Origin of the sequence: Sphingobium aquiterrae (assembly GCF_037154135.1) — a bacterium.
Taxonomy (GTDB): domain Bacteria; phylum Pseudomonadota; class Alphaproteobacteria; order Sphingomonadales; family Sphingomonadaceae; genus Sphingobium; species Sphingobium aquiterrae.
The window spans coordinates 210,176-235,808 of record NZ_JBANFL010000001.1 but is presented as its reverse complement, the minus strand read 5'-3'; the positions used below and the strand labels follow the sequence as shown (position 1 = coordinate 235,808).

Sequence of the window (25,633 nt, the reverse complement as noted above, 5' to 3'; positions counted from 1 at the left end):
GGCGTGGAAAGAGCCTAAACTGGCAAAAATATCATGGGAGAGGCGGCAATGCGGCATATCGCGATCATCGGGTCCGGACCGGCCGGCTATTACACGGCCGAGGCGTGCGGCGTCATGTTCGGGGAGGACGCGCATGTCGACATCATCGACCGGATGCCCGCCCCCTTCGGCCTGATCCGCAGCGGCGTCGCGCCCGACCACCAGAGCATCAAATCCGTGTCCAGACGCTATGAATCGGTGGCGCTGAGCGAGAGCGTGCGCTTTGTCGGCAATGTCGCGGTGGGCCGCGACGTCTCCGTGGCGGAGCTGATCGACCTGTACGACGCGGTCGTCCTGGCGACGGGCGCGCCGCTGGACAGGGCGCTGGACATTCCGGGCGCCGATCTGCCTGGCGTGGTCGGCAGCGCCGCCTTTGTCGGCTGGTATAACGGCCATCCCGATCATGCCGCGCTGGCGCCGCCGCTGTCGGGCAGCCATGTCGCGATCATCGGCAACGGCAATGTCGCGCTGGACGTCGCGCGCCTCCTGGCGAAGAGCGACGCGGAATTCGCCGGCAGCGACATCGTGCCCCATGCGCGCGCGGCGCTGAGCGGATCGGGCGTCCGGCATATCACCATCATCGGCCGCCGCGGCCCGCATCAGGCGACGATGTCGGCCAGCGAACTGGGCGAGTTGGCGCGGCTGGAACGCGCCACCCCCCATGTCGATGCCGCCGACCTGCCCGCGCCCGCCACCGACGAACGGCTGGAACCGGCACAGCGGCGGGCGATGGAGCAATTGCGCGCCTTTGCAAAGGCTCCGGCGGCCAAACCCGTCACCATCGACTTCGCCTTCTTCTCGATGCCGGTCGCGATCGAAGGCGATGACCGTGCCGAGCGGCTGATCGTGGAGCGCACGGTGGTCGATCCGGCGGGGCACTATGTCGGCACGGGCGAGCGGCACGTCATCGACGCATCGCTGATCGTCAGCTGCATCGGCTATCGTTCGCCGCCGATTGCGGGCGTCCCCTATGACGAGGCGCTGGGGCGCTTCGCCAATCGGGACGGGCGCATCGCACCGGGCCTGTATTGCGTGGGCTGGGCGCGACGGGGACCGACCGGCACGATCGGCACCAACCGGCCCGATGGCTATCGCATGATGGAGCTGGTGGCCGCCGATATCGGCGCTGGGGCCGGCAAGGAAGGGCGGGAAGGGCTGGATCGCCTGCTCGCCGCCCGCAACATCGCCCCGGTGACGTTTCGCGACTGGCAGAAGATCGAACAGGCGGAAGCCGCGCGCGCCCATGGCAACGCCCCGCGCGAGAAGTTCACCTCGATCGCGGATATGCTGGCGGCCGTAGGCCGATAAAGGCAAGGGCCGCCGGGCGCATCATCCGCGCCCGGCAACCCGATCCATCAGACGCGCATCGGCATCAGCACATAGAGCGCGGCGCTCTTGTCATTCTCGCGAATCAGCGTCGGCGCGGCGGCGTCGGCCAGGTGCAGCTCGATCGTTTCGCCATCCAGCTGCCCCAGAATGTCGAGCAGGTAGCGGGCGTTGAAGCCGATGTCGAAATTGCTGCCGCTATAGTCGCCGGACACCTCTTCCGCCGCCGTGCCGTTTTCCGGGCTGGTGACGGACAGGGTGATCTTATCCTTGTCCAGCGCCATCTTGACCGCGCGGGTCTTTTCCGTGGCGATGGTGGCGACGCGGTCCACGCCTTCCTCGAAGCTGCGCGGATCGATCTTCAGCAATTTGTCGTTCGCGGTCGGGATCACCCGGCTATAGTCGGGGAAAGTGCCGTCGATCAGCTTGCTGGTCAGGATCGCGCTGCCGATGCCGAAGCGGATCTTGCTGGCGGAGAGCGACACGGCAACGCTGCCGTCAACCTCGTCCAGCAGCTTGCGCAACTCGGCGACGCATTTGCGCGGGATGATGATGTCGGGCATGCCCTCCGCGCCGTCCGGCCGGGGCACGGTGACGCGCGCGAGGCGGTGGCCGTCGGTCGCCGCGGCCTTCAGCACAGGCTGCGGGTCTTCCGACACATGGAAGAAGATGCCGTTCAGATAGTAACGCGTCTCTTCGGTCGAGATCGCAAAGCGCGTCTTGTCGATGATCTGGATCAGGGTGGTCGCCGGCAGCTCGAAGCTGGTCGGCAGGTCGCCCTCGGCAATCACCGGGAAATCGTCCCGCGGCAGGGTGGAGAGGTTGAAGCGGGCGCGGCCCGCCTGGATCAGCATCTTGCCTTCCGATGCCTGCAGCGACACCTGACTGCCTTCGGGCAGCTTGCGGGCGATGTCGAACAGCGTGTGCGCCGACACGGTGGTCGCGCCGGCCTGTTCCACCTGCGCGGACACGCTTTCCACGATCTGCAGGTCAAGGTCGGTCGCCATCAGGCGGATGGCGCCATTCGCCGTCGCCTCGATCAGCACGTTCGAGAGAATCGGAATCGTGTTGCGCCGTTCTACGACGGACTGGACGTGGCTGAGGCTCTTGAGGAGCGTCGCGCGTTCGATGGTGGCCTTCATTCCGGTTCCCGCTGTTTTCTTGATGCCCCCGTCCCTCGACTCCCCTGCCCGAGTCCGGTCCGTGGATAAGGACGTCTTCCTTCATTAGCGACAATGTTCGGTTGAGCAAGTCTGGCGCAATGATGTTGCGGCCGGCATGTACCTGAACGGCCGCTTCGGGCTTGCAAATGGCGGCTGGCTGGGCTTTGCCCTTGCCATGTCCGGCGCGCGCTTCCTTCCCCTTGTCAGCCTGCTTGTGCTGTTCGCACAGCTGTTCGTGCCGGCCGATTCGGCGCACGCGCGCGATTCCCTGGGGATTTTCGAAAGCTGGGGGGCATTTCGCGATCCGGCCGTGCCGCGTTGCTATGCGATTGCCGAGCCGGTGGAGCATGGACGCAACGGCGCATCCACCACCTGGCGCCCCTTTGCCGCGATCGGCACATGGCCACGGCAGGCCGTGCGCGGGCAGGTGCATGTCCGCCTGTCCGCCCAGCGCGCGCCGCCGGCGCGGGTCATCCTCTCGGTCGGCGACCGGCGCTTTGCCCTGTCGGCCGGCACCGCCGACGCATGGGCGCCCGACCGGCAGACCGACGCCGCCATCGTCGCGGCAATGCGGTCCGGCACGAGCATGAGCGTGGAGACGACGGGCAAGGACGGCCGCCCCTTCGCCGATGTCTATGCCCTGCGCGGCGCCGCGACGGCCATCGACGCGGCGGCGCTGGGCTGCGCGCGCGGGCGGTGAGCCGGTGGCGAGCGGGAGATAGGCAGGCGTTTCCGGGCCGCATCTGGTAAAAGCCGGCAAAATCGCCTATGTGCGCGGCCATGCAATCAGCCGCCAATCCCCTGATGCCCATTGCCGGGCATATCGACCCCGTGCCCGTACCGCGCGCCATCACGCCGCGCGCGGATGGGCGTGCCGACCTGATGGGGCTTTCGCGCCCGCAGATTCGCGATGTGCTGTCCGAAGCCGGGCTGGACGACAAGCAGGCGAAGCTGCGCGCCAAGCAACTGTTCCACTGGCTCTATCATCGCGGCGAGACCGATTTCGCGCAGATGACCGACCTTGCCAAGCCGATGCGCGGCTGGATGGCGGAGCGATTCGTCGTGGGCCGGCCGGAGGTCGTGGAAGCCCAGGTCTCCAGCGACGGCACCCGCAAATGGCTGCTCCGCTCGGACGACGGGCAGGATTATGAGATGGTGTTCATCCCGGACGCCGACCGGGGCACGCTCTGCGTCTCCAGCCAGGTCGGCTGTACGCTCAACTGCCGCTTCTGCCACACCGGCACGATGCGCCTTGTCCGCAACCTGACGCCGGGCGAGATCGTCGGGCAGGTGATGCTGGCACGCGATGCGCTGGGCGAATGGCCCAAGGGTTCCATGGCGTCTGCCGTCGATATCGACGCCGACGACGAGGATGAGGACGCCCCGCAATATTCACCCGACGGCCGGATGCTGACCAACATCGTGATGATGGGCATGGGCGAGCCGCTGTACAATTTCGAGCATGTCCGCGACGCGCTGAAGCTGGTGATGGATGGCGACGGGCTTGCCCTCTCGAAGCGCCGCATCACCCTGTCGACCAGCGGCGTGGTGCCGATGATGGCGCGCGCCGCCGAAGAGATCGGCGTCAACCTTGCCGTCTCGCTGCACGCTGTGACCAAGGAGGTGCGCGACGAGATCGTGCCGCTCAACCGCAAATATGGGATCGAGGAGCTGCTGCAGGCCTGCGCCGACTATCCCAAGGCCAACAATGCCCGCCGCATCACCTTCGAATATGTGATGCTGAAGGACAAGAATGACAGCGACGACGATGCGCGCGAGCTTGTCCGCCTGATCCGCAAATATAAGCTGCCGGCGAAGGTCAACCTGATCCCGTTCAACCCATGGCCGGGCGCGGGCTATGAATGCTCGACGCCCGAGCGCATCCGCGCGTTCAGCAACCTGGTGTTCGAAGCCGGAATTTCCGCGCCGATCCGCACCCCGCGCGGGCGCGACATCATGGCGGCATGCGGCCAGCTCAAATCCGCATCGGAAAAGAAGAGCCGTGCCGAGATGGACCGGCTGGCCGAGGAGAAGCAGGCGGCGGCGGGCTGACGTTCGAACGCGATTCGTTGCGATCGCGGCCCCGATGGATTATGAGCCGCGCCATGATCAGCCCGTTCACCCTGCCTGCTCGCACGCGACAACTCCGCCACGACGCGGGGCATGCCCGGATGCATGGCGAGCGAGGAGCGGACTGAACGACAGCCGCCCCTCAAGCCGACCATGACCCGACCAGCCCCGCCGCACCGGCGGGGTTTTTCTTTGCGCGTCGCGCCCCCTCTCCCCGGCGCGCCATCAACGAAGGAGACAGACAGCATGATCCCGATGAGCTGCGCCGAGATGGCGCGCATCGCCACCGGCTTTGCCGACCTCAGCCTGCCCAAGGCGGAATGGACGCACCAGGCGCATTTCGCCACGGCGCTGTGGCTGTTGATGCGGCGGCCGGACATCCTGCCGGAACGCGACATGCCGGGCATGATCCGCCGCTATAATGAGTCGGTGGGCGGCGTGAACAGCGACACTTCGGGCTATCATGAAACGATCACCCAGGCATCGATCCGGGTGGCGCGGCACCTGCTCGCCGGCCTTTGGGCGGAGGTCTCGCCGCAGGACGCGCTTGCCGCGCTGATGGCCTCCCCGCTTGGCGACAAGGACTGGCTGTTCGTCCATTGGTCGCGCGACCGGCTGATGTCGGTGGAAGCAAGGCGCAGCTGGGTGGAACCCGACCTGACGGCCCTGCCAGACTCGGACGAGGGCCGGGTGACACCGAAAAGCCGGAGCACGCCGCCTGCGTCGGATTGAGCGCCGCACGCCCTGAATTGGCCCGATATGAAAAAGGGCGGCCATCGCTGGCCGCCCTTCCCCATTCTTACGCCTCGGCGCTTCGCTTAGAAGCGATAGCCGATGGTGACGACGCCAGCGTCGCGGCCGCCGATGTTCTGCTCATATTCCGAGCGCTGATATTCAGCCGAAATATAGGTGTGCGGGGTCACGCCATATTCCAGGCCGCCGCCGTAGCGCACGCCCTCAAGCGCGGCGCCGACGCCGCCAACCTCGAAGCGCGACGAAGCATAGCCGACCTTGCCGAACGCGAGGATGCGCGGGGTCACAACATAGCCGAGACGCAGCGAAGCGGCGAGATCGCGGCTGACCTTGGTGCTGGCGCCATCGACGGTGGAGTCGCCCAGCGCCACATCGACGCCGCCAACGACGCGCGGTGCGAGTGCGATGTCATAGCCGGCGGTGACGCCATAGGAGACGCCGTCTTCGCCCTGGAACTTGTCATAGCCCACAGTGACGCCTGCGCGAGGACCAGTAAAAGGCGCCTCATCCTGAGCAAAAGCAGGAACAGAAACACAAGCAGCAGCAATGGCTGCGAAAATCGCAGTTTTCATAATAAACCTCATTCAATAATCGATACCCGTCGCCAGGTGAAGGCGATGTAGGTTTCGAAATGCTATTTAAAAGGGGTGACGTTCAGAGAATTTTTAACTCGATACCTCTTGAATTGATCGACTGGCGATCTTGTAACCCCTTGCATTTCTACGTCATGTTGCGACGCAGGAGGGCCTTATGGAACTGTAACCTTTCTGTCACATGAATGGCGCCGTCAGGGTCGGGAGATTTGGACAAAGGTGATGCAGGAAGGATACAGTCGCGCCGATCGGGTCTAAGCTGCTGTAACCAAAGCATCGATGGACCCAAGCAGACGCATCGGGAACGGGAGCGCGCCATGGCTGCGGAGACGATGAAGGGCGAGGCGGTAAGGCGGCACCGGCTGCCCACGCGGCTGTGGCACTGGCTGAATGTCGTCGCCTTCTTCACCCTGTTCATGAGCGGCCTGGGCATCTTCAACGCCCATCCCCGGCTCTATTGGGGGCAATATGGCGCGAATTTCGACTATGCCTGGCTGGCGTTGCCGCGCTTCCCCGGCTGGATCACGCTGCCGGGGCATTATAACCTCGCCATGTCGCGCCACTGGCATTTCACCTTCGCGCCGGTCCTTGCCTTCGGGCTGCTGTTCTACATGCTGTGGAGCGTGGCCGGCCGGCATTTCAGCCGCGATCTCGCCTTTCGCCGGGCGGAGCTGTCGCCCCGCCATATCCTGCGCGACATTGCCGATCATGCGCGGCTGCGCTTCCCCACCGGCGCCGCGGCGCTGCGCTACAATATCCTGCAGAAGGCGAGCTACAACGGCGTGCTGTTCATCCTGCTGCCGGTGCTGATCGGGACCGGGCTCACCATGTCGCCGGGCATCGATGCGGCATGGCCATGGCTGCTGGACCTGTTCGGCGGGCGGCAGTCGGCCCGGTCGCTGCATTTCATCGCCGCCTGGGCGACCGTCGCCTTCTTCATCGTGCATATCCTGATGGTACTGCTGGCCGGCCCGGTCAATGAGCTGCGCGCGATGATCACCGGCTGGTACAGGCCGCGCCCGGCGCGCGTGGAGGAGGCGGCATGAGCCCGTTCATCACCCGCCGCGCGCTCGTTTCCGGCATGGCGCTGGGCGCGGGCGGATTGCTGACCGGCTGCGACTGGCTGGCGGAGCAAAAACCCGTCCAGCAGGTGCTGTTCAACGCCGAGAATTTCCATCGCTGGACGCAGCGCACGCTGACCGATCGCCATGCGCTGGCCCGCGAGTTCGATCCGGCCGAGCGCTCCCGCATCTTCCGCTCCAACGGCACGCGCGACCCCGGCACGCCCGAATATCATGCCTGGATGGCCCGGCGCTTCGTCGACTGGCGGCTGCGGCTGACGGGGCTGTTCGCACGGCCCATCGCCCTTTCCCTCGCCGATCTCCAGGCCATGCCCCATCGCGAGCAGATCACCCGGCATGACTGCGTGGAGGGGTGGAGCGCCATCGGCAAATGGCGGGGCGCGCCGCTTGGCCCCCTGCTGCGCGCGGCGGGGCTGCGGCCTGACGCCAACTATCTGGTCTTCCATTGCGCCGACACCAATGGCGGGGCGCGGCCCTATTATGAGAGCATCGACATGATCGACGCCTTCCACCCCCAGACTATGCTTGCCTATGCGCTGAACGACCGGCCGCTGCCCATCGCCAATGGCGCGCCGCTGCGCCTGCGGGTGGAACGACAGCTTGGCTATAAACAGGCGAAATATCTGGTCGGGATCGAAGCCGTCGCCTCGCTCAGGGGCATCCATGGCGGCAAAGGGGGCTATTGGGAGGATGTTGCGGGCTATGAATGGTATGCGGGGCTTTGAACTTCGCGTAATCAGTGTCTAAAGAAGACCTATGTGGTTGTTCGAACGCTATCTCGACCGGTTGATCCGCAAGGGCCAACTCACCCTCATCCGCCATGATGGCAAAAGCCGGGTTTTCGGCACCGCCGATCCCGCCTTCCCCGACCTGACGCTGCGCTTCACCGACGCGAAGGTCGGGCGGGACATCATCCGCAGCCCGCGCCTTGGCCTGGCCGAAGCCTATATGGACGGCCGCGCGATCATCGGCGGCGGCGACATCATGGATTTCGTCAAGCTGGTGCGCGGCAACAATAATTGGGAAAGCAAGCGCTCGATCGAGAACCAGTCGCCGCTCAAGCGATTCGCCAAGGGGATCGGCCGCCGCGCCGGCCGCGCCAATGCCCGCTGGCGCTCCCGCCAGAATGTCGCCCATCATTACGACCTGTCCGCCGCGCTCTACGACCTGTTCCTCGACAAGGACCGGCAATATAGCTGCGCCTATTGGCCCGAAGGCACGGCGATCGGCGCACACCCGATCTCGCTCGACCAGTCGCAGGTGGACAAGAAAGCGCATATCGCCGCCAAGCTGGCGCTGAAGCCGGGCATGAAAGTGCTGGATATCGGCTGCGGCTGGGGCGGCATGGCGCTGTACCTGCACCGCGCCTGCGGCGTCGACGTGCTGGGCGTCACCCTTTCGGAGGAACAGCTCAAGATCGCGCAGCAGCGGGCGAAGGATGCGGGCGTTGCCGACCATGTCCGCTTCGAACTGATCGACTATCGCGACGTTGCCGGCCCCTTCGACCGGATCGTGTCGGTCGGCATGTTCGAGCATGTCGGCACCGCGCATTTTCGCGAATTCTTCGCCAAATGCCATGACCTGCTGACGCCGGACGGCGTGATGCTGCTGCACACCATCGGGCGCATGGGCGGGCCGGGCAGCACCGACGCCTTCACCGACAAATATATCTTCCCCGGCGGCTACATCCCCGCCCTGTCGGAAATCGTGAGCGCCTCCGAGCCCGCCCGGCTGATGGTGACGGACGTCGAATCGCTGCGCCTGCATTATGCCTTCACCCTGCGCGAATGGTATGCGCGCACCGTGGCGCACCGCGCGGAGATCGAGGTGCTGTATGACGAGCGCTTCTTCCGCATGTGGACGCTCTATCTGGCCGGGGCGACATCCGCCTTCGAGGATGGCGGCATGCTGAACTACCAGATTCAATATGCGCGCAACCGGCATACGCTGCCGATCACCCGCGACTATATCGCACGGACGGAAGCCGAAATCCGGGCGAAGGGATAGTCATGAGATGCGGTGTTCCTGCGTAGGCAGGAACCCAGGGTCTCTACAGAGGTGAGCTTGATGCGTCGCACTCTGGGCTCCTGCCCTACGCAGGAGCACGGCGGAAATGGCTCAGTGCTTCTTGCGCGGGACGAGGTACAGCACCGCAACGATGATCGCGCCGACGGCAAGGCCCAGCATGCCCGAGGCCGCCGCCGTCACCAGCCATTCGACAAAGCCGGCGGCCGGCCCCGCCACATGGCCCACGGCAGCCGCCGCGCCATGGACGGCATGGGGCAGCGCATCCCAGCCGAATGTCTCGATCCCGTGGAGCAGGATGCCCCCGCCGACCCACAGCATCGCCGCCGTGCCGACATAGGCGAGGATGTGCATCAGCACCGGCATGGCATGCACCAGCCCGCGCCCCAGCCCACGCCCGAAGCCGGTCGACCCCTTGGCCAGGTGCAGCCCCATGTCGTCCATCTTCACGATGAAGCCGACCGCGCCATAAACGCCCACGGTGATGAAGATGGCGACGGCCACCAGCACGATCGCCTGTTCCCAGAGCGGCGACCCGGCGACGCTGGCCAGCGAGATGGCGATGATCTCCCCCGACAGGATGAAATCCGTGCGGACGGCGCCGCTGACCTTCTCGTCCTCCAGTTCCTTCGAACTCAGCGTGGCGGCGGCATCGGCCGCTTCGTCATGCCCGCCCTGGATCGCCTCGATGATCTTCTCCGCGCCTTCGAAGCAGAGGAAGGCCCCGCCCAGCATCAGCAGCGGCGTCAATGCCCAGGGCGCAAACGCGCTGAGTGCGAGCGCCAGCGGCAGCAGGAAGACCAGCTTGTTCTTCAGGCTGCCCTTGGCGATCTTGTAGATGATCGGCAGCTCGCGGTCCGGGGTCAGCCCGGTCACATAGCGCGGCGTCACCGCCGCATCGTCGATGACGACACCCGCCGCCTTCGTCCCCGCCTTGCCGGCGGCGCCGGCGACATCGTCCAGCGAGGAGGCGGCCAGCTTGGCGATGCCCGCCACATCGTCGAGCAGTGCGATCAATCCCGAAGGCATGCAAAAGAAACTCCCTGTTGCCCGCTGCCTACCGGGCCGCGCGCCATGCTGCAACGCCGCATATGCACATGAGGCGGCACGTCACGGGGATTGCAGCCGCGGGATACAGGCGGGAAACAAATGCCGCCGGCCCAGGGGAGAGGCCAGCGGCATTCGGAGCCCTGCCGCCGCGCACAGCGGCAGGGTGTCAGGGCATGCGATCAGGCGGAAGCGTCGGCCAGCGTCTGGTCGGTCGGCGCGGAGATCGACGGGTTACGACCTTTGGCCGTCGCCCGCGCCGCCCGCACGCCCGCGCCATAGTCCGGGTGGACCTGATCGAAAAGCCTGCACTGGCGTTCCACGATCTCATCCGGCGTATCGCCCATGGCCGCCGCGATATTGGCGAACAGCCGCGCTTTCTGCGCATCATCGAACAGGGTGAACAATGCGCGGGGCTGGCCGAAATCGTCATTGCCCTCGCGATGGTTCCACCGGTCCGCATCGCCCGAAATCTTCAGCGGCGGCTCGCGGAAGCGATCCTCCTGCACCGGCCCGCCAAAGCTGTTGGGCTCATAATAGGCCGCCGGGTTCGGATTGTTCGGGAAGAAGCGCATCGCTCCGTCCTTGTGATAATGATGCACCGGGCATTTGGGCGCGTTGATCGGCAGCGCTTCATAATGGGTGCCGATGCGGTGGCGATGCGCGTCGGCATAGCTGAAGATGCGGGCCTGCAACATCTTGTCGGGCGAAAAGCCGATGCCCGGCACGATGTTGGACGGGCTGAACGCCGCCTGCTCGATCTCCGCGAAATAATTGTCCGCGTTCCGGTTGAGTATGAACTCGCCGATGTCGATCACCGGATAGTCGGCATGCGGCCACACCTTGGTCAGGTCGAACGGATTATAGGACGTCTTTTCCGCGTCCAGCTCCGGCATGATCTGCACCTGCATCTTCCATTTGGGGAAATTGCCGGTCTCGATCGCCTCGAACAGGTCTTCCTGCGTCGATTCGCGGGTGCGGCCCACGACGCCTGCGGCTTCTTCGTTCGTCCAGTGCCTGTGGCCCTGAAGCGTCTTGAAGTGGAACTTCACCCAGAAACGCTCGCCCGCTTCGTTGATCAGGCTGTAGGTGTGGCTGCCATAGCCGTTGATGTGGCGCACGTCCGTCGGCAGGCCGCGGTCGGACATCAGGATCGTCACCTGATGCAACGATTCGGGGCTGAGCGACCAGAAATCCCACATCGCGGTCGGCGAGCGCAGGTTGGTGCGCGGGTGGCGCTTCTGCGTGTGGATGAAATCGGGGAATTTCAGCGGATCGCGCACGAAGAAGACCGGCGTGTTGTTGCCGACCAGATCCCAATTGCCTTCGGGCGTGTAGAATTTCATCGCAAAGCCGCGCACGTCGCGCTCGGCATCGGCCGCGCCCAGCTCGCCCGCGACGGTGGAAAAGCGGATGATCATCGGCGTTTCGGCGCCCGGCTGCAGCGCCTTCGCCTTGGTATATTGCGAAATATCGCCGGTGATCGTCAGCGTGCCATGCGCGCCCCAGCCCTTGGCATGCACGGCGCGTTCGGGAATGCGCTCGCGATTCTGGTGGGCCAGCTTCTCGATCAGCTGGTAATCCTGCAGCAGCAGGGGGCCGCGCGGCCCGGCGGAGAGGCTGTTCTGATTATCGGCGATCGGCGCGCCGGCGCTGGTGGTCATCGTCGGTCTATCGGTCATCGCGCATCTCCTTCTTGGTTGTGCGAACCGTATTAAAGCCCCCACCTCTTCCAATGAAATTGATTAGTGACAAGACACTGATCGGATAAGTCGATTTATGCGCCAGCCTTTCCCACGCTTGCGCCATCCCTGCGACTCGCCTACAGCCTAGCCCGTCATCTGGGGAGTAGCCAACCACCGAAGAATCGGTGGGCCGCGCGTCAACATATTTGGTGGAGACACCATGGCGCGCGGGACGGGATGCAGGGCATCGCGTCTGTCGAGACCAATGGCATCGCACCTCCGTCCGGCCGGGCGGGAGGCGCGGTGGCATTGTGTCCGTTTCGCGCCCGGCCCGGAAGAACGCCCCGATGGAAGCCCTCCTCACCTCTACCGCGCTCGTCGCCCTCGCCGAAATGGGCGACAAGACGCAATTGCTCGCCATGCTGCTCGCCACCCGCTTTCGAAAGCCGGTGCCGATCATCATGGGCATATTGTTCGCGACGATCGCCAACCATTTCCTCGCCGCGCTGGTCGGCCATGAAGCGGCCGGGCTGCTGCAAAGCCCATGGTTCCGCTATGCCGTAGCCCTGAGTTTCGTCGCCATGGCCATCTGGACGCTCGTGCCCGACAAGATCGACGAGGATGCCCCACTCAAGGCACCATCGAAAGCCGGCGTGTTCGTGACGACGCTGGTCGCCTTCTTCCTGGTCGAGATGGGCGACAAGACGCAGGTCGCAACGGTGGCGCTGGGCGCCCGCTTCGAGAATGTCTTTGCCGTCACCGCCGGCACGACATTGGGCATGATGATCGCCAATGTGCCCGCCGTGGTCTTTGGCGAAGCGCTGGCCAAACGGGTGCCGATGCGCGCGCTGCAGATCGGCGCGGCGCTGCTGTTCCTGGCACTGGGCCTGTGGATGCTCGCAGGGCTCGCCGGCTGGCTCTGATCGCCCCGGTGCCGATGGCCCGATGCCGCGCGAAATCCGGCTTTGCGGTTGCGCTTCGCGGTTGCGCCTGTTACCCGCGCGCCCGTATTTCGCCGCCCTGAGGGAACCCCATGTCCGAGTCCATCAATCGCATCGTCCTCGCCTTTTCCGGCGGCCTCGACACCAGCGTCATCCTGAAATGGCTGCAGCAGACCTATCAGTGCGAGGTCGTGACCTTCACGGCGGACCTCGGCCAGGGCGAGGAACTGGAACCGGCCCGCAAGAAGGCGGAGCTGATGGGCGTGAAGCCCGAGCATATCTTCATCGACGACCTGCGCGAGGAGTTCGTGAAGGATTATGTCTTTCCGATGATGCGCTCCAATGCGCTCTATGAGGGGCTGTACCTGCTCGGCACCTCGATCGCCCGGCCGCTGATCGCCAAGCGCCAGATCGAGATCGCCAGACAAGTCGGCGCCGATGCCGTCAGCCATGGCGCGACCGGCAAGGGCAATGACCAGGTCCGCTTCGAGCTGGGCTATTACGCGCTCCAGCCGGACATCAAGGTGATCGCACCCTGGCGCGAATGGGACCTGACCAGCCGCACCCGCCTGATCGAGTTCGCCGAACAGAACCAGATCCCCATCGCCAAGGACAAGCGCGGCGAAAGCCCCTTCTCGACCGACGCGAACATGCTGCACACCTCTTCGGAGGGCAAGGTGCTGGAAGATCCGTGGCAGGAAGTGCCCGACTATGTCTATTCGCGCACGGTGAACCCCGAGGACGCGCCTGACGCGCCGGAGATCATCACCATCGATTTCGAGCGTGGCGACGGCGTCGCCATCAACGGCGTGGGCATGAGCCCCGCGACCCTGCTGGAAACGCTGAACGACTATGGCCGCAAGCATGGCATCGGCCGGCTCGACCTGGTCGAGAACCGTTTCGTGGGCATGAAGTCGCGCGGCATGTACGAGACGCCGGGCGGCACCATCTATCACCTCGCCCATCGCGGCATCGAGCAGCTGACGCTCGACCGGGGCGCCGCGCATCTGAAGGACGAGCTGGCCCCACGCTATGCCGAGCTGATCTACAACGGCTTCTGGTTCTCGCCCGAGCGCGAGATGCTGCAGGCCGCCATCGACCACAGCCAGGAGAAGGTGACGGGCACCGTCCGCCTGAAGCTGTACAAGGGCAACGTCTCCGTCATCGGCCGCAAGTCGCCCTATTCGCTCTACAGCGAAAAGGTCGTGACCTTCGAGGACGATGCCGGCGCCTATGACCAGCGCGACGCGGAAGGCTTCATCAAGCTGAACGCATTGCGCCTGCGTCTGCTGGGCCGCCGCAACGGCTGATCGCAAAAACCTGTCGACGTTCCCGTCATATCCGCTACGCACAGGGGAGTGCCCTCAAGAAAAATGAGGTGGTCCAGTGCGTGGAGTGGATATCGAGTCCGAGGCGATGTGGCAGGCGATGGACCGGTCGTCCGCCATCGCCAGCTTCGATGTGGCCGGGAACGTCACGGGCGCCAACGAGAATTTCCTGAAGCTGTTCGATTATCGCTTCGAGGATCTTGTCGGCCGTCATCACCAGCTGTTGTGCGATCCGGACTATATTGAAACGCCGGCATATCGGCAATTCTGGGCGCGGCTGCGCTCCGGCCAGTTCGACACCGGCGCCTATTGCCGGCGCGACCGCAATGGCGCGCAAATCTGGATACGCGGCAGCTATAATCCGGTTTTCAACGCCGACGGCATCCAGACCGGCGTCGTCAAATTCGTCCACGACATCAGCGCCGAGCAACGGGCCATCACCGCGCGCGAGGACGCGGAACGGATGCTCCGCGCGCAGGAAAGCAACCGGCGGGCCGTTGTGGAAACGGTGCTGGCGCAGGTGGCGGAGATTGTCGATTCCATCGACAGCATCGCCCGACAGACCGACCTGCTCGCGCTCAATGCATCGATAGAGGCGGCCCGGGCGGGCGATGCGGGGCGCGGCTTTGCCGTCGTCGCGGCCGAGATCAAGGCGCTCGCGGTCCATACCCAATCGGCGACCAGCAGGGCGCGAAGCCTGATCGCGCATTGATTCCCCTTGCGTCCCGCAGGGGATGCGGGCCTATTCCCGGGCATGCGTCCCCGCCCATCGCTCGCCCCTCTTTTCCCCTGGCGCTACGGCATGTTCCTTGCGCTGTTGGCGCTTTCCCTGCCGCTCGCCTTCTGGCTGCCATGGCATGAAGCGATGATGGCGGGCTTCGATATCGCCGCCCTCGCCTTCCTCGTCACGGTCGCGCCGCTGATCAGCAACGACGCTGGCACGATGCGGCGCAATGCCGAGCGCAACGACGCCAATCGCGAACTGATGCTGCTGCTGACCGGCATTGTCAGCGTCATCATCCTGATCGCGGTCGGGGTCGCCGTGTCTGCGCGCGGAGGCCCAAAGCCGGTGGAGATCGCGCTGCTGCTCAGCACTCTGGCGCTGGCCTGGCTGTTCACCAACATGGTCTATGCGCTGCACTATGCCCATATCTTCTATGTGAAGGGCGTAACGGGCAAGGATAGCGGCGGCATCGCCTTTCCCGCCACCAGGGAGCCGCGCTACTGGGACTTCATCTATTTCGCCTTCACCCTGGGCATGACGTTCCAGACATCGGATGTCGCCATCCGGACGTCGGCGATCCGCAAGATCGTGACCTATCACTGCCTGGCGGCGTTCGTCTTCAACCTCGGCATCATCGCCTTCACCATCAACGTGCTGGGCGGGGGCTGAGGGACTGTTTGAGAAAGCGTGGGCGCGCGGGCTGGAACCGGCTTTCTCACACACTCTCGGCGCCATGGATGCGGTGTCCGCTGCCCATGCTATAGAGGCCATGCGATCCCGACTCCGTGGAGACAGGCATGGATATTACCCCCTCTGTCATCTGGGCGATCGATTTCGCGGGCGGCCTTGCCCTTTCCTGTCCGGAGGGCACGATCGGCTGCACGGCCGAGCGCGGGGAGTTCCGCTGGCTGCACCTGAGCCTTGCCGACCAGCCGACACGCAACTGGATTCGCACGGCGGACACGCTGCCCGAAGAACTGCGCGCGCTGCTGCTCGACAATGACGGGCACCAGCGCGCGCTGGTGACGGACGGATGGATCGGATGCGTGCTGCACGATGTCGAGCGGGATTTCGACCGGCTCGATACCGATCGCACCGGCACGCTGCGGATCGCATTGGGGCCTGGGCTGATTATCACGGCGCGGCATCATCCGCTGCGCTCGGCGGACATCATCCGCCGCCATATCGAGCGCGACGGGCGGCTCGTGCGCCATGCCGCCGACGCGCTGGACCTCGCCGTCTCCGCGATCGTGGAGAATATCGGCAGCGTCGCATCCGCGCAGGCGCAGCAGATCGAACGGTTCGAGGATGAGCTGCTGGACATGCCGGCGGGCTTCGATCACCGCCGGCTCGTGGGCATCAGGCGGCGGATCGTGCAGTTCCACCGCCAGCTTTCCGGCATGCGGGCCGCGTTCAGGCGCCTGGAACAGGATGAAGAGCTGCCGCCCGACCTGCGCCCCACCATCGAAAAGCTGGCGCAGCAGCTTTCCGCCATCGACGATGAGATGATGGCGATCCAGAGCCAGTTGCGGCTGCTGCGCGAAGAGGCGGACTTGCAGGCGGCACAGCGCACCAACCAGAATCTCTATGTGCTCTCGATCCTCTCCGCGCTGCTGCTGCCCGCGACGCTCGTCACCGGCTTTTTCGGGATGAACACCGGCGGGCTTCCCTTTGCGCAGGGTACGGCCGGCACCGTGATGGCCGCCGCGCTGGGGATCATCGCGTCAGGCGGGGTCTATGCCATGCTGGTGATGATGGGGCTGGTCCACCGCAACTGAGCCGGGCCGCCGCCGCCCGGGGGAAGGGGGGCCGACCGATCTCCGGCCCCTTCATCGCTTGCTTACCAATTTCGCCTAGAGCGGCGGGATGAGCGATGCACGCGATCCCTGCCCCCCGTCGGCCGTCGGCCATGCCGTCGGCATCGCCGGCCTGTGCGGGCTGGCGCTGTGGACGGCGGTCGCCTGGCATTATGGCATGGATGGCCCCTATGCGGGGATGACGGCAGTGGTCGCCTGCGGCCTGCCGATGCTGCTGTGGTCGCTGCTGGTCGACAAGGTGCATCGCAATCCCTCGACCGGCATCGACTGGCAGGCAGCGCCCCGGCCATGGCGCGCGGTGATCGACACCGGCCTCGTCAAGATCGCCGGGCTGTGGGCGACATGGGGGGCGATCGCCGTCTGCTATTGCATCGCCCGCTGGTATTGGGACGGCGGCTATCGCTTTGCCATGCAGATGCTGGGCATGGCGGCCCCATGGCTGCTGGCCTTCTCCATTCCCTATGTGCTGTGGCTTGAGCGGCGGCTGCAGGAACCGCGCGATGCGACCTATGCTTTCGGCCAGTGGGTGATCGGCGGCGCGGCGGGGGCGCCCGACATGGCGCAAGTGGCCAATCATGCCCGGGCATGGCTGGTGAAGGGCTTTTTCCTCGCCTTCATGCTCTCCATCGTGCCGGCGAATTTCGCCAACCTCGTCCACTGGAAACCGGCGGACGCGATCGCAGGCCCGGTCAGCCTCGCCAATTTCCTCATCACGCTGATGTTCCTGATCGACGTCGCCTTTGCGACCGTGGGCTATATGCTGACCTGCAGGCCGCTGGACGCCCATATCCGCAGCGCCAATCCCTATCTGGCAGGCTGGGCGGCGGCGCTGATCTGTTACCCGCCCTTCGTGCTGATGGGCCCCGGAGGCCCGCTGGACTATCATCACAATACGGCGGAATGGGACATATGGCTGGGCGCATATCCCGCCGCGCTATGGGCAATGGGGGGGCTGCTGGTGCTGCTGACGGGCGTCTATGCCTGGGCGACGGTGGCCTTCGGGCTCCGCTTTTCCAACCTCACCCATCGCGGCATCCTGACCCATGGGCCCTATCGCTGGAGCCGCCACCCGGCCTATCTGTCGAAGAATCTCTTCTGGTGGTGCTCCACCCTGCCCTTCCTCGCGACCAGCGGCAGCATGGTCGACATGATACGCAACTGCGCGATCATGGGGATCGTCAGCGCCATCTATTACTGGCGCGCGCGGACGGAGGAGAAGCACCTGCTCGCCGACTCCGCCTATGCGGCCTATCATGCATGGATGGAACGCAACGGGCCGGTGCCGCGCCTGGTGACGCTGATCACCGGCGGGCGGCGACCGGACCCCACGCTCCAGCCGGCGGAATAACCCGCCGCGCGCCGCTTTCACGGGCGTGGATCAGAAGCTTTCCTCGGCATAGACGCGGCTGACATCGCCGTTCCATGCGCCATGATAGCGGTCCAGCAGGCTTTCGGCGGGCGTCTTGCCGCTGGCGATGACGGCGTCGAGCGCAGCGAGATAGCCCGTCTCATTATTGCCCGAGGAATCGAGCCGCGCCCGCGCCGCAAGGCCGCTGCGCGCGATGTCCACCACTTCGCCGGCAATGGCGCGCAGCGTGCGGCCGCCGCCGATCGGCGCATCGAGACCGAGTTTCGGCACGGAATCGCGCAGCAGCTGCCGCTCGTCCATCGACCAATCCTTGACCACGTCCCAAGCCGCGTCGAGCGCCGTGCCGTCATAAAGCAGCCCGACCCACAGCGCCGGCAGCGCGCAGATGCGGCTCCACGGACCGCCATCGGCCCCGCGCATCTCCAGAAAGCTCTTCAGCCGCACTTCGGGGAAGGCGGTGGAGAGATGGTCTTCCCAGTCCTTCTCCGTCGGCTTCTCGCCCGGCAGGACGCTCAGCTTGCCCTCAAGGAAATCGCGGAAGGACAGCCCCGACGCGTCGATATAGCGCCCCTCGCGGAACACGAAATACATCGGCACGTCCAGCGCATAGTCGGCATAGCGCTCATAACCGAAGCCATCCTCGAACACGAAGGGCAGCATGCCGGTGCGCGCCGGATCGGTATCCGACCAGATGTGGCTGCGATAGGACAGGAAGCCGTTGGGCTTGCCTTCCGTAAAGGGCGAGTTGGCGAACAGCGCCGTCGCCAGCGGCTGCAGCGCAAGCGAGGTACGGAACATCTTGGCCATCCCCGCCTCGCTCGCATAGTCGAGATTGGTCTGGACGGTGCAGGTGCGCAGCATCATGTCGAGGCCCATGGAGCCCACGCGCGGCATATGCCGCAGCATGATCTCATAGCGCCCCTTGGGCATGATCGGCAGCTCGGCGCGGGTCTTGTCCGGCCACATGCCAAGGCCCAGGAAGCCCAGGCCCAGCATGTCGCCGACATATTTCACCTGCTCCAGATGGCGGCCGGTCTCGGCGCAGGTCTGGTGCAGATTGTCGAGCGGCGCGCCGGAAAGTTCCAGCTGGCCGGCGGGCTCCAGGCTGATCGTGCCGTCGGCGCCCGACAGGGCGATGATGTTCTCACCCTCGAACACCGGGCTCCAGCCATAGCGGGTCAGGCCGATCAGCAGGGTGTGGATGCCGCCCTTTTCCTCATAGGAGGGGGCATGATGATCCTTCACCGAGTAGACGAACTTCTCATGCTCGGTGCCGATGCGCCAGCGCTCGGGCGGCTTTTCCCCCTTGGCGAAGGCCGCGATCAGCTGGTCGCGGCTTTCGATGATCGGGTCGTCGCCGTCTGAATCGGTTCTGGTGCTCATCCCCGCCCCTTATCCTTTACCCAACGCACGTCAAATGAAGTGCGCGGCCCGCACATAAGTTGCGTCTATGACGGGTGCAATCCAATTTCGAATGAAAACCGATATCATGCCGCCGGCGCCCAGTCGCCGTTGAGCGTCATCCACGCGGCGGTGGCCGCAATCGCGGCGGTTTCCGCGCGCAGGATGCGGGGTCCGAGCGAGACCGGCACCGCGCCCGGCACCGCACGGATCGCCGCGCGCTCCTGCGGGTCGAAGCCGCCCTCCGGCCCCACGAGCAGGGCGGCGGGGCCGGGATGCGCGGCAAAGGCCGATGCCAGCGGTGCGCCGCCCGTTTCATCGGCGAAGAACAGGTGGCGTTCGGCCGGCCAGCTTTTGAGCAACGCGTCCAGCTTCACCATCTCGTCCAGCGCGGGGATGGCCGTGCGGCCGCATTGCTCGGCGGCTTCCACCAGATGCGCGTGCAGCCGGTCGAGATTGAGCTTGTCCACCACCGACCGCCGGGTCAGCACCGGCCGCAGCCGCGCGACCCCCAGTTCGCAGGCTTTTTCGGCGATCAGGTCGATCCGCCCTTTCTTCACCGGCGCGACGCACAGCCAGAAATCGGGCACCGCCTCTGGCGGTTTGGTATTGGCGACGCAGTCCAGCACCAGATCGCGCTTGCGGATGTCGCGCGCGGTCGCGGCCCATTCGCCCGATGTCCCGTCGAACAGCAGCACGGTGTCGCCCGCCTTCACCCGCATGACGGCGATCAGATAATGGGCGGCATTGCCATCGACCGGCACCGCGACGCCCTGCGCCAGAGGCGTATCGACATAGAGGCGCGGCGCACTTTGCGGGGGCCAGGCGGGGGTCGCGGTCATCTTCAGTCACCATCTTGTCCGGGCGGAGCCTTGTCGCCGCCCTGCACTTCTCTAAAGAGCATGAGCCGCCTTTGGACAAGTACGGGGTGAACCAGGACATGATGACCGAGCAGATCGTTCCCGACAGCGAAGCCCGGGGGCTGGTGGCGCGGCTGCCCGGAAAAGTGCGGGCCTTTGCGCTGCTGGCGCGGTTCGACCGGCCGATCGGCTGGTGGCTGCTGTTCTGGCCCGGCGCCTGGGCGGTGGCACTGGCGGGGCAGGCGATGGCGCGCTGGCCGCTGGTGCTGTGGCTGCTGCTGGGCAGCATCGCCATGCGCGGCGCAGGCTGCGTCTATAACGACATCGTCGACCGCGACCTCGATGCACAGGTGGAGCGCACGCGCAGCCGCCCGCTAGCCAGCGGCGCGGTCTCGCTGAAGGCGGCGTGGGCCTGGCTGCTGGCGCTGTGCCTGGCGGGGCTGATCGTGTGGGTGCAGTTGCGGCCGCTGGCGATGCTGGTCGCCCTCCTCAGCCTCGCGCTGGTCGCCGCCTATCCCTTCATGAAGCGGATCACATGGTGGCCGCAGCTCTGGCTGGGGCTGGTCTTTTCCTGGGCGGCGCCGGTCGCCTGGACGGAAGCCGCCGGGCAACTGACCCTGCCGGGGATCTTGCTCTATGCCGGCTGCATTTTCTGGGTCGTGGGGTACGACACTATCTACGCCGTGCAGGACCGGGAGGACGACGCGCTGGTCGGCATCAAGTCCAGCGCGCGCGCCATGGGTGCCCATGTGCGTGGCGGCGTCACCCTCTGCTATGCGCTGGCCATCGCGCTGTGGACCATGGCCATCTGGCAGGTCCGGCCGCAGGCGCTGGCGTTGCTCGCCCTGCTGCCGATGGCGGGCCAGTTGCTCTGGCAAGTGACCACCCTGCGCCAGGATGACGGCGCCGATCCACTCGCGAAATTCCGCTCCAACCGGTTTGCCGGGCTGCTGATGTTCCTTGGCTGCCTCGTCGTCGGCAGCGCATGAGCCTCACTCCTCCTTTCCTGTCATTCCCGCGCAGGCGGGAATGACAAATATTGGCGCGCCCTATTCCGCCGCCAGCAGCTGCTCCGCGCCGCCCAGATCGACCGACACCAGCCGGCTGACGCCGCGCTCGACCATCGTCACGCCGAACAGGCGGTGCATGCGGCTCATGGTGACGGCATTGTGGGTGACGATCAGATAGCGGGTCTTCGTATCCGTCACCATCCGGTCGAGCAGGTCGCAGAAACGCTCGACATTGGCGTCGTCCAGCGGCGCGTCGACCTCGTCCAGCACGCAGATCGGCGCCGGATTGGTGAGGAACAGGCCGAAGATCAACGCCACGGCGGTCAGCGCCTGCTCCCCGCCGGACAGCAGCGTGAGCGCCGACAGCTTCTTGCCGGGCGGCTGCGCCATGATCTCCAGCCCCGCCTCCAGCGGATCATCGCTGTCGACCAGTTCAAGATGCGCCTGCCCGCCATTGAACAGCGTGGTGAACAGCCGACGAAAATGCCCGTCCACCGCCTCGAACGCGGCGAGCAGGCGCTGTCGCCCCTCGCGGTTGAGACTGCCGATGGAGCCGCGCAGGCGGTTGATCGCCTGGGTCAACTCTTCGCTTTCGGCGCGGCTGGTCGCCTGCGCGCTTTCCAGCTCCTCCAGTTCCTGCGCTGCGACGAGGTTGACCGGGCCGATCCGCTCCCGCTCCGCCGACAGCCGCTCCATGGCCGCCTGTTCCTCGGCGGCGGCACGCACTTCGGCACTGGCGAAACCCAGCTTCTGCGGCAGCACCGGCGGCGGGCATTCGAAGCGCTCGCCGGAGAGGCGGCCTGCCTCAAGCCGGCGTTCGTCGGCGGCCTCGGCGCGGGCGGCGGCGGTAGCCCGCGCTTCACGCGCGGAGGCGAGCGCTTCGGCCGCCTGCGCGGCGCTCGCCTCCGCTGTCCGCAGGGCCTGTTCGGCGGCGCGCTCGGCATCGGCCGCCGCTTTCGCCTCGTCGTTCAGCGCCCCGCTGCTGGCGACAAGCGCGGCGATGGCATCTTCCAACTGCTGCGGCGTGTCGGCCATGGCGGCGCGCTCGGCGGTGATCGCCTCCGCCCGGCCCGCCATGGCGGCGATGCGCTTCGCCGCCTCACCCGCGCGTGAAGCCCAGCTGCGCTTGTCCGCCTCCGCCGCGGCCAGCCGCTCACGGTCGCTCGCCAAGGCACGGTCCGCCAGCGCGCGGTCGGCGCGAAGCTGCCCCACCAGCGCCCGCGCCCTGTCGCTCGCGGCGCTCAGTTCCGTGACCAGCGCGCGTGTCTCCGCCCCATCGGACATGCCGGCGCGCGCCGCTTCCGCCTCCTGATATTCGGTGCGGGCAGTCTCGAAATCGCGGCCTGTCTCGACCAGACGGCTGTCCAGTTCGGCGCTGCGGCCGCCGAGCCGCTCCAGCATGGCCGACGCCTCGTCCGCCACCCGCAGGGCGGTGCGCAACCGCTGGTCCGCATCGGACAGGGCCGCGCGCGATTGTGCCAGCAGCGATTGCGCCGCCGTTCCCGCCTCGCTGGCCCCCGCCATCGCCGTCTGCGCCCGTTCCACCGCCTGCACCAGTGCCGGGCGCGCGGCGGCCAGCGCCTCGATGCGGTTCAGCCGGATGAGCCGTTCGGCCGCCGCCGCGCCGCCCTCCCGCGCGACATAACCGTCCCACCGGCGCAGTTGCCCGTCCAGCGTCACCAGCCGCTGCCCCACGGCGAGCGCCTGCCCGCCATCCTCGGCGGCGACGGCGACCTGCGCCAGCCGGCGCGCAAGCGCGTCGGGCGCCGCCACATGCTCCGCCAGCGGCGTGCAACCGGCGGGCAAGGCGGGGTCGCCCGGCAATGGCTGCGCCCCGGCCCAGCCGCGCTTGCCCTCTGCGCCCAACGGCGCTTCCAGATCATCGCCCAGCGCGGCGGCGAGCGCATGTTCATAGCCAGGCGCGGCCTTCATCCGGTCGAGGGCACGCGCATCGCCGCGCGCGCCGGCCTCCACCGCGCGGGTGAGCGCGGCCGCCTCGCTGTCATGCGCGGCCAGCGCGGCGCGGGCGGAGGACAGCGCCGATTCCGCCACCCCACGCGCTTCCGCCGCTGCCTGCCGCTGTATCTCGGCGGTCGCGATCGCGGTTTCAGCCGCCGCGCGATCGGCCTGCGCAGTCTGTTGCGCCCGTTGTGCCTCGGCCAGCCGTGCCTCCACCGGTGCACTGTCGGGCAAGGCATCGCGCTCGGCCGACAACCGCTGAACGTCGCGCTCGGCCCGTTCCAGCCGGCTGCGGGCGGCGACCAGCGCAGCGTCGGCCACGCGCAGTTCCGCCTGCTCGCCCGCCTGCGTCGCCATCGCCCTGGCAAGGTCCAGCTCGGCATCGCGCGCCGCATGTTCCGCCCCGGATATGCGTTCGGCGGCGCCCGGCAGCCCGGCTTCGGTGAGGGCGATGCGGTCCTTGAGCGCCTTTGCCTCGTCCGTCAGGCGGGCGATGGCGTCGGCGGCGTCATTGGCCAGCGATCCCTCGCGCGCCCGGTCTTCCTCCAGCCGGTCGGCCTGCGCGATCAGATCGGCAAGGCGCTGGGTCGCCGCCACCAGTTCACTGCGCAGCGCGGACAGGCGGTGGCCGGCCTCGTTCGCGGCATCGCGCGCCGCCTGCGCCGCTGTGCGCCGGTCGGCCAGCATCTCCACGGCGGCACCGGCATGGGCGGCGGCGGCCATCTGCGCTTCCTGCCGTTCGGCAACGGTCGCTTCCGCCGCCTTAGCCTCGGCGCGGGCCGCATCGGCGGCGGCGGCGGCATCGCGCCAGCGGGCATAGACGGCGCGGCCTTCGGCCAGCCTGATCTGTTCGGAGAGCGCGATATAGCGTTCCGCCTGCCGCGCCTGCCGCCGCAGCGCATTGGCGCGCGTTTCCATATCGGCAAGGATATCGTCCAGCCGGGCGAGATTGCCCTCCGCCGCGCGCAGCTTCTGCTCGGCATCCTTGCGGCGGACGTGGAGCCCGGCAATGCCCGCCGCCTCTTCCAGCATCGCGCGGCGTTCCTGCGGGCGGGCGGCGATGACGGCGGCGATCTTGCCCTGGCTGACCAGCGCCGGGCTGTGCGCGCCGGTGGCGGCATCGGCGAAGATCAGCGCCACGTCCTTTGCGCGCACGTCGCGGCCATTGGCGCGATAGGCGCTGCCCGCGCCGCGCTCGATCCGGCGGATCACCTCCACCTCGCCATCCGGCCCGGCATCGACGGCGGGATAATGTTCGCCCGCATCCTGCACCGTCTGCAGCGAGACTTCGGCGAAGTCGCGCTGCGGGCGGGTGGCGGTGCCGGCGAAGATCACATCCTCCATGCCGCCGCCGCGCATGGATTTGGCGCTGGATTCGCCCATCACCCAGCGGATCGCCTCCAGCAGGTTGGACTTGCCGCAGCCATTGGGGCCGACAATGCCGGTCAGCCCGGTTTCGATCCGCAGTTCAGCCGGATCGACGAAGCTCTTGAAGCCGGAAAGCTTGAGCCGCCTTATCTCCATGGCGCATGCTCCGGCACGGCCGGGCATCGCCGGCACGCAAGCCTCCGGCAAGGGAGCGCGGCATCAGGCCAATGCTGTGTGCCCCCCCAGGTCAATCAGACCCCTGCTTCCTTGAGCTTCGCCTTGAGCGTTTCCCAATTGGCCGAATTTTCCACGACCTTGCCGTTGATGAGGAAGGTCGGCGTGCCGGAAATGGCATAGCTGTCCGTCGCCTTCTTCACGCCGTCGGCCAGCGTTTCGGCGGCCTTGGTGTCGGCCAGGCACTGCTTGGCCTGATCCTCGGCAATGCCGCGCTGCTTGGCGAAGTCGATCAGCCCCATGGATTCGCCCAGCAGCACGAAGCGCTTGTCGGCAGGGGCGGCCATCGCGGCCTGATAGGCGGCCTGCTGCGCCTGCGCCTTTTCGAACATCGCCGCCTGATTGGTGAAGAACTGTTCGGACAGCGGGTAATAGGGGTCCTTGCCGCCGCAGCGGGCGAGCAGCGCCACCGCCATGTCGAGCGGATCGCGCAGGAAGTTGCGCAGTTCGTAGCTGACCTTGCCGCTGTTCACCATCGCGCGCAGCGGCTCTGCCGATTCCGCCGAGAAATCGCGGCAGTGGCTGCAGGTGTAGGAGGCGAACTCGACCAGCTTGATCGGTGCATTGGGGTTGCCCATCATGAAGCTGCCCTCGGGCGAAGGTGCGACCGTCTCCGCCCAGGTCGTGCCGGCGGGCGCGGCAGCCCCGGCCACCGGCGCGGCGGGCGCGGCGCTGCTGTTGCCGCTGTCCTTGGACCCGCAGGCGCCAAGAGCGAAGGCGAGCGAAACGGCGGCGATGGAAGCGAAGGCAGAAAGGCTTTTCATATGTGGTCCGGGCTCCGGCGAGGAAATCATCTGGCTGGCCGGCACCGGCCACCGGGCCGGCGTGCCGCCAATGTT

22 protein-coding genes and 1 riboswitch are annotated in these 25,633 nt (G+C 66.6%); of the genes, 14 read left to right on the top strand and 8 right to left on the bottom strand.

What is annotated here, in order from left to right; translation table 11 throughout:
• Positions 1-48 precede the first annotated feature (48 nt).
• Positions 49-1,347 (top strand): FAD-dependent oxidoreductase, encoded by a 1,299-nt coding sequence (locus WFP78_RS00990; RefSeq protein ID WP_336957894.1) that lies wholly within the window; start codon positions 49-51, stop codon positions 1,345-1,347.
• A gap of 47 nt (positions 1,348-1,394) precedes the next feature.
• Here the strand turns inward: WFP78_RS00990 and dnaN are convergent, their stop codons facing one another.
• Positions 1,395-2,507 (bottom strand): DNA polymerase III subunit beta, encoded by a 1,113-nt coding sequence (dnaN, locus tag WFP78_RS00985; protein WP_336957893.1) that lies wholly within the window; start codon positions 2,505-2,507, stop codon positions 1,395-1,397.
• 196 nt (positions 2,508-2,703) lie between these two features.
• Here dnaN and WFP78_RS00980 point away from each other — a divergent pair, with 196 nt between their 5' ends.
• The 3 genes from WFP78_RS00980 (at position 2,704) to WFP78_RS00970 (ending at position 5,330) form a co-directional block, all read left to right on the top strand.
• Complete coding sequence (locus tag WFP78_RS00980; protein WP_419722887.1) at positions 2,704-3,228, top strand: hypothetical protein; 525 nt, start codon at positions 2,704-2,706, stop codon at positions 3,226-3,228.
• Positions 3,229-3,308: 80 nt separating this feature from the next.
• Positions 3,309-4,580, top strand: coding sequence for a dual-specificity RNA methyltransferase RlmN (gene rlmN, locus WFP78_RS00975; RefSeq protein WP_336957891.1), 1,272 nt, complete (start codon positions 3,309-3,311; stop codon positions 4,578-4,580).
• Between the two features lie 273 nt (positions 4,581-4,853).
• Positions 4,854-5,330 (top strand): hypothetical protein, encoded by a 477-nt coding sequence (locus tag WFP78_RS00970; protein ID WP_336958203.1) that lies wholly within the window; start codon positions 4,854-4,856, stop codon positions 5,328-5,330.
• 86 nt (positions 5,331-5,416) lie between these two features.
• Here the strand turns inward: WFP78_RS00970 and WFP78_RS00965 are convergent, their stop codons facing one another.
• Positions 5,417-5,923, bottom strand: coding sequence for a porin family protein (locus WFP78_RS00965; RefSeq protein WP_336957890.1), 507 nt, complete (start codon positions 5,921-5,923; stop codon positions 5,417-5,419).
• Positions 5,924-6,261: 338 nt separating this feature from the next.
• Here WFP78_RS00965 and WFP78_RS00960 point away from each other — a divergent pair, with 338 nt between their 5' ends.
• The 3 genes from WFP78_RS00960 to WFP78_RS00950 are packed head-to-tail and all read left to right on the top strand — an operon-like array spanning position 6,262 to position 9,033.
• Positions 6,262-6,990, top strand: coding sequence for a cytochrome b/b6 domain-containing protein (locus WFP78_RS00960; RefSeq protein WP_336957889.1), 729 nt, complete (start codon positions 6,262-6,264; stop codon positions 6,988-6,990).
• Positions 6,987-7,751: a molybdopterin-dependent oxidoreductase gene (locus tag WFP78_RS00955; protein WP_336957888.1), complete on the top strand. Its 765-nt coding sequence runs from the start codon at positions 6,987-6,989 to the stop codon at positions 7,749-7,751. The genes WFP78_RS00960 and WFP78_RS00955 overlap by 4 nt, the downstream gene beginning before the upstream one ends.
• A gap of 31 nt (positions 7,752-7,782) precedes the next feature.
• The gene (locus WFP78_RS00950) at positions 7,783-9,033 is read left to right on the top strand and encodes a cyclopropane-fatty-acyl-phospholipid synthase family protein (protein ID WP_336957887.1); all 1,251 of its coding nucleotides are present in this window, start codon (positions 7,783-7,785) and stop codon (positions 9,031-9,033) included.
• Between the two features lie 111 nt (positions 9,034-9,144).
• On the opposite strand, the gene WFP78_RS00945 is transcribed toward WFP78_RS00950, so the two are convergent.
• Together WFP78_RS00945 and WFP78_RS00940 are read right to left on the bottom strand one after the other, a co-directional pair.
• Positions 9,145-10,080 (bottom strand): DUF808 domain-containing protein, encoded by a 936-nt coding sequence (locus tag WFP78_RS00945; protein ID WP_336957886.1) that lies wholly within the window; start codon positions 10,078-10,080, stop codon positions 9,145-9,147.
• 200 nt (positions 10,081-10,280) lie between these two features.
• Positions 10,281-11,780, bottom strand: a complete 1,500-nt coding sequence (locus WFP78_RS00940; RefSeq protein ID WP_336957885.1) for a catalase — start codon at positions 11,778-11,780, stop codon at positions 10,281-10,283.
• A gap of 148 nt (positions 11,781-11,928) precedes the next feature.
• Positions 11,929-12,117: riboswitch (yybP-ykoY riboswitch) on the top strand.
• 13 nt (positions 12,118-12,130) lie between these two features.
• Here WFP78_RS00940 and WFP78_RS00935 point away from each other — a divergent pair.
• The 6 genes from WFP78_RS00935 (at position 12,131) to WFP78_RS00910 (ending at position 17,941) form a co-directional block, all read left to right on the top strand.
• Entirely contained in the window at positions 12,131-12,706 is a 576-nt protein-coding gene (locus WFP78_RS00935) for a TMEM165/GDT1 family protein (RefSeq protein ID WP_336957884.1), read from the top strand.
• Between the two features lie 110 nt (positions 12,707-12,816).
• A complete protein-coding gene (locus tag WFP78_RS00930; protein ID WP_336957883.1) occupies positions 12,817-14,034 on the top strand; it encodes an argininosuccinate synthase in 1,218 nt (405 codons plus the stop codon).
• A gap of 76 nt (positions 14,035-14,110) precedes the next feature.
• The gene (locus WFP78_RS00925) at positions 14,111-14,764 is read left to right on the top strand and encodes a methyl-accepting chemotaxis protein (protein ID WP_336957882.1); all 654 of its coding nucleotides are present in this window, start codon (positions 14,111-14,113) and stop codon (positions 14,762-14,764) included.
• Between the two features lie 90 nt (positions 14,765-14,854).
• The gene (locus WFP78_RS00920; protein WP_336957881.1) at positions 14,855-15,445 is read left to right on the top strand and encodes a DUF1345 domain-containing protein; all 591 of its coding nucleotides are present in this window, start codon (positions 14,855-14,857) and stop codon (positions 15,443-15,445) included.
• 128 nt (positions 15,446-15,573) lie between these two features.
• Positions 15,574-16,554 carry a CorA family divalent cation transporter gene (locus WFP78_RS00915; RefSeq protein WP_336957880.1) on the top strand — a complete coding sequence of 327 codons (981 nt, stop codon included), beginning with the start codon at positions 15,574-15,576 and terminating at the stop codon, positions 16,552-16,554.
• Positions 16,555-16,642: 88 nt separating this feature from the next.
• A complete protein-coding gene (locus WFP78_RS00910; protein WP_336957879.1) occupies positions 16,643-17,941 on the top strand; it encodes a methyltransferase family protein in 1,299 nt (432 codons plus the stop codon).
• A 30-nt stretch (positions 17,942-17,971) separates the two neighbouring features.
• On the opposite strand, the gene WFP78_RS00905 is transcribed toward WFP78_RS00910, so the two are convergent.
• Both WFP78_RS00905 and WFP78_RS00900 read right to left on the bottom strand, forming a co-directional pair.
• Entirely contained in the window at positions 17,972-19,345 is a 1,374-nt protein-coding gene (locus WFP78_RS00905; RefSeq protein ID WP_336957878.1) for a glutamate--cysteine ligase, read from the bottom strand.
• A 104-nt stretch (positions 19,346-19,449) separates the two neighbouring features.
• Complete coding sequence (locus tag WFP78_RS00900) at positions 19,450-20,205, bottom strand: 16S rRNA (uracil(1498)-N(3))-methyltransferase (RefSeq protein ID WP_336957877.1); 756 nt, start codon at positions 20,203-20,205, stop codon at positions 19,450-19,452.
• 101 nt (positions 20,206-20,306) lie between these two features.
• Here WFP78_RS00900 and ubiA point away from each other — a divergent pair, with 101 nt between their 5' ends.
• Complete coding sequence (gene ubiA, locus WFP78_RS00895) at positions 20,307-21,212, top strand: 4-hydroxybenzoate octaprenyltransferase (RefSeq protein WP_336958201.1); 906 nt, start codon at positions 20,307-20,309, stop codon at positions 21,210-21,212.
• 60 nt (positions 21,213-21,272) lie between these two features.
• Here ubiA and WFP78_RS00890 read toward each other — a convergent pair whose 3' ends face one another.
• Positions 21,273-24,716, bottom strand: a complete 3,444-nt coding sequence (locus WFP78_RS00890) for a chromosome segregation SMC family protein (RefSeq protein WP_336957876.1) — start codon at positions 24,714-24,716, stop codon at positions 21,273-21,275.
• A gap of 95 nt (positions 24,717-24,811) precedes the next feature.
• Positions 24,812-25,558 carry a thioredoxin domain-containing protein gene (locus WFP78_RS00885; protein ID WP_336957875.1) on the bottom strand — a complete coding sequence of 249 codons (747 nt, stop codon included), beginning with the start codon at positions 25,556-25,558 and terminating at the stop codon, positions 24,812-24,814.
• Positions 25,559-25,633: the final 75 nt, after the last annotated feature.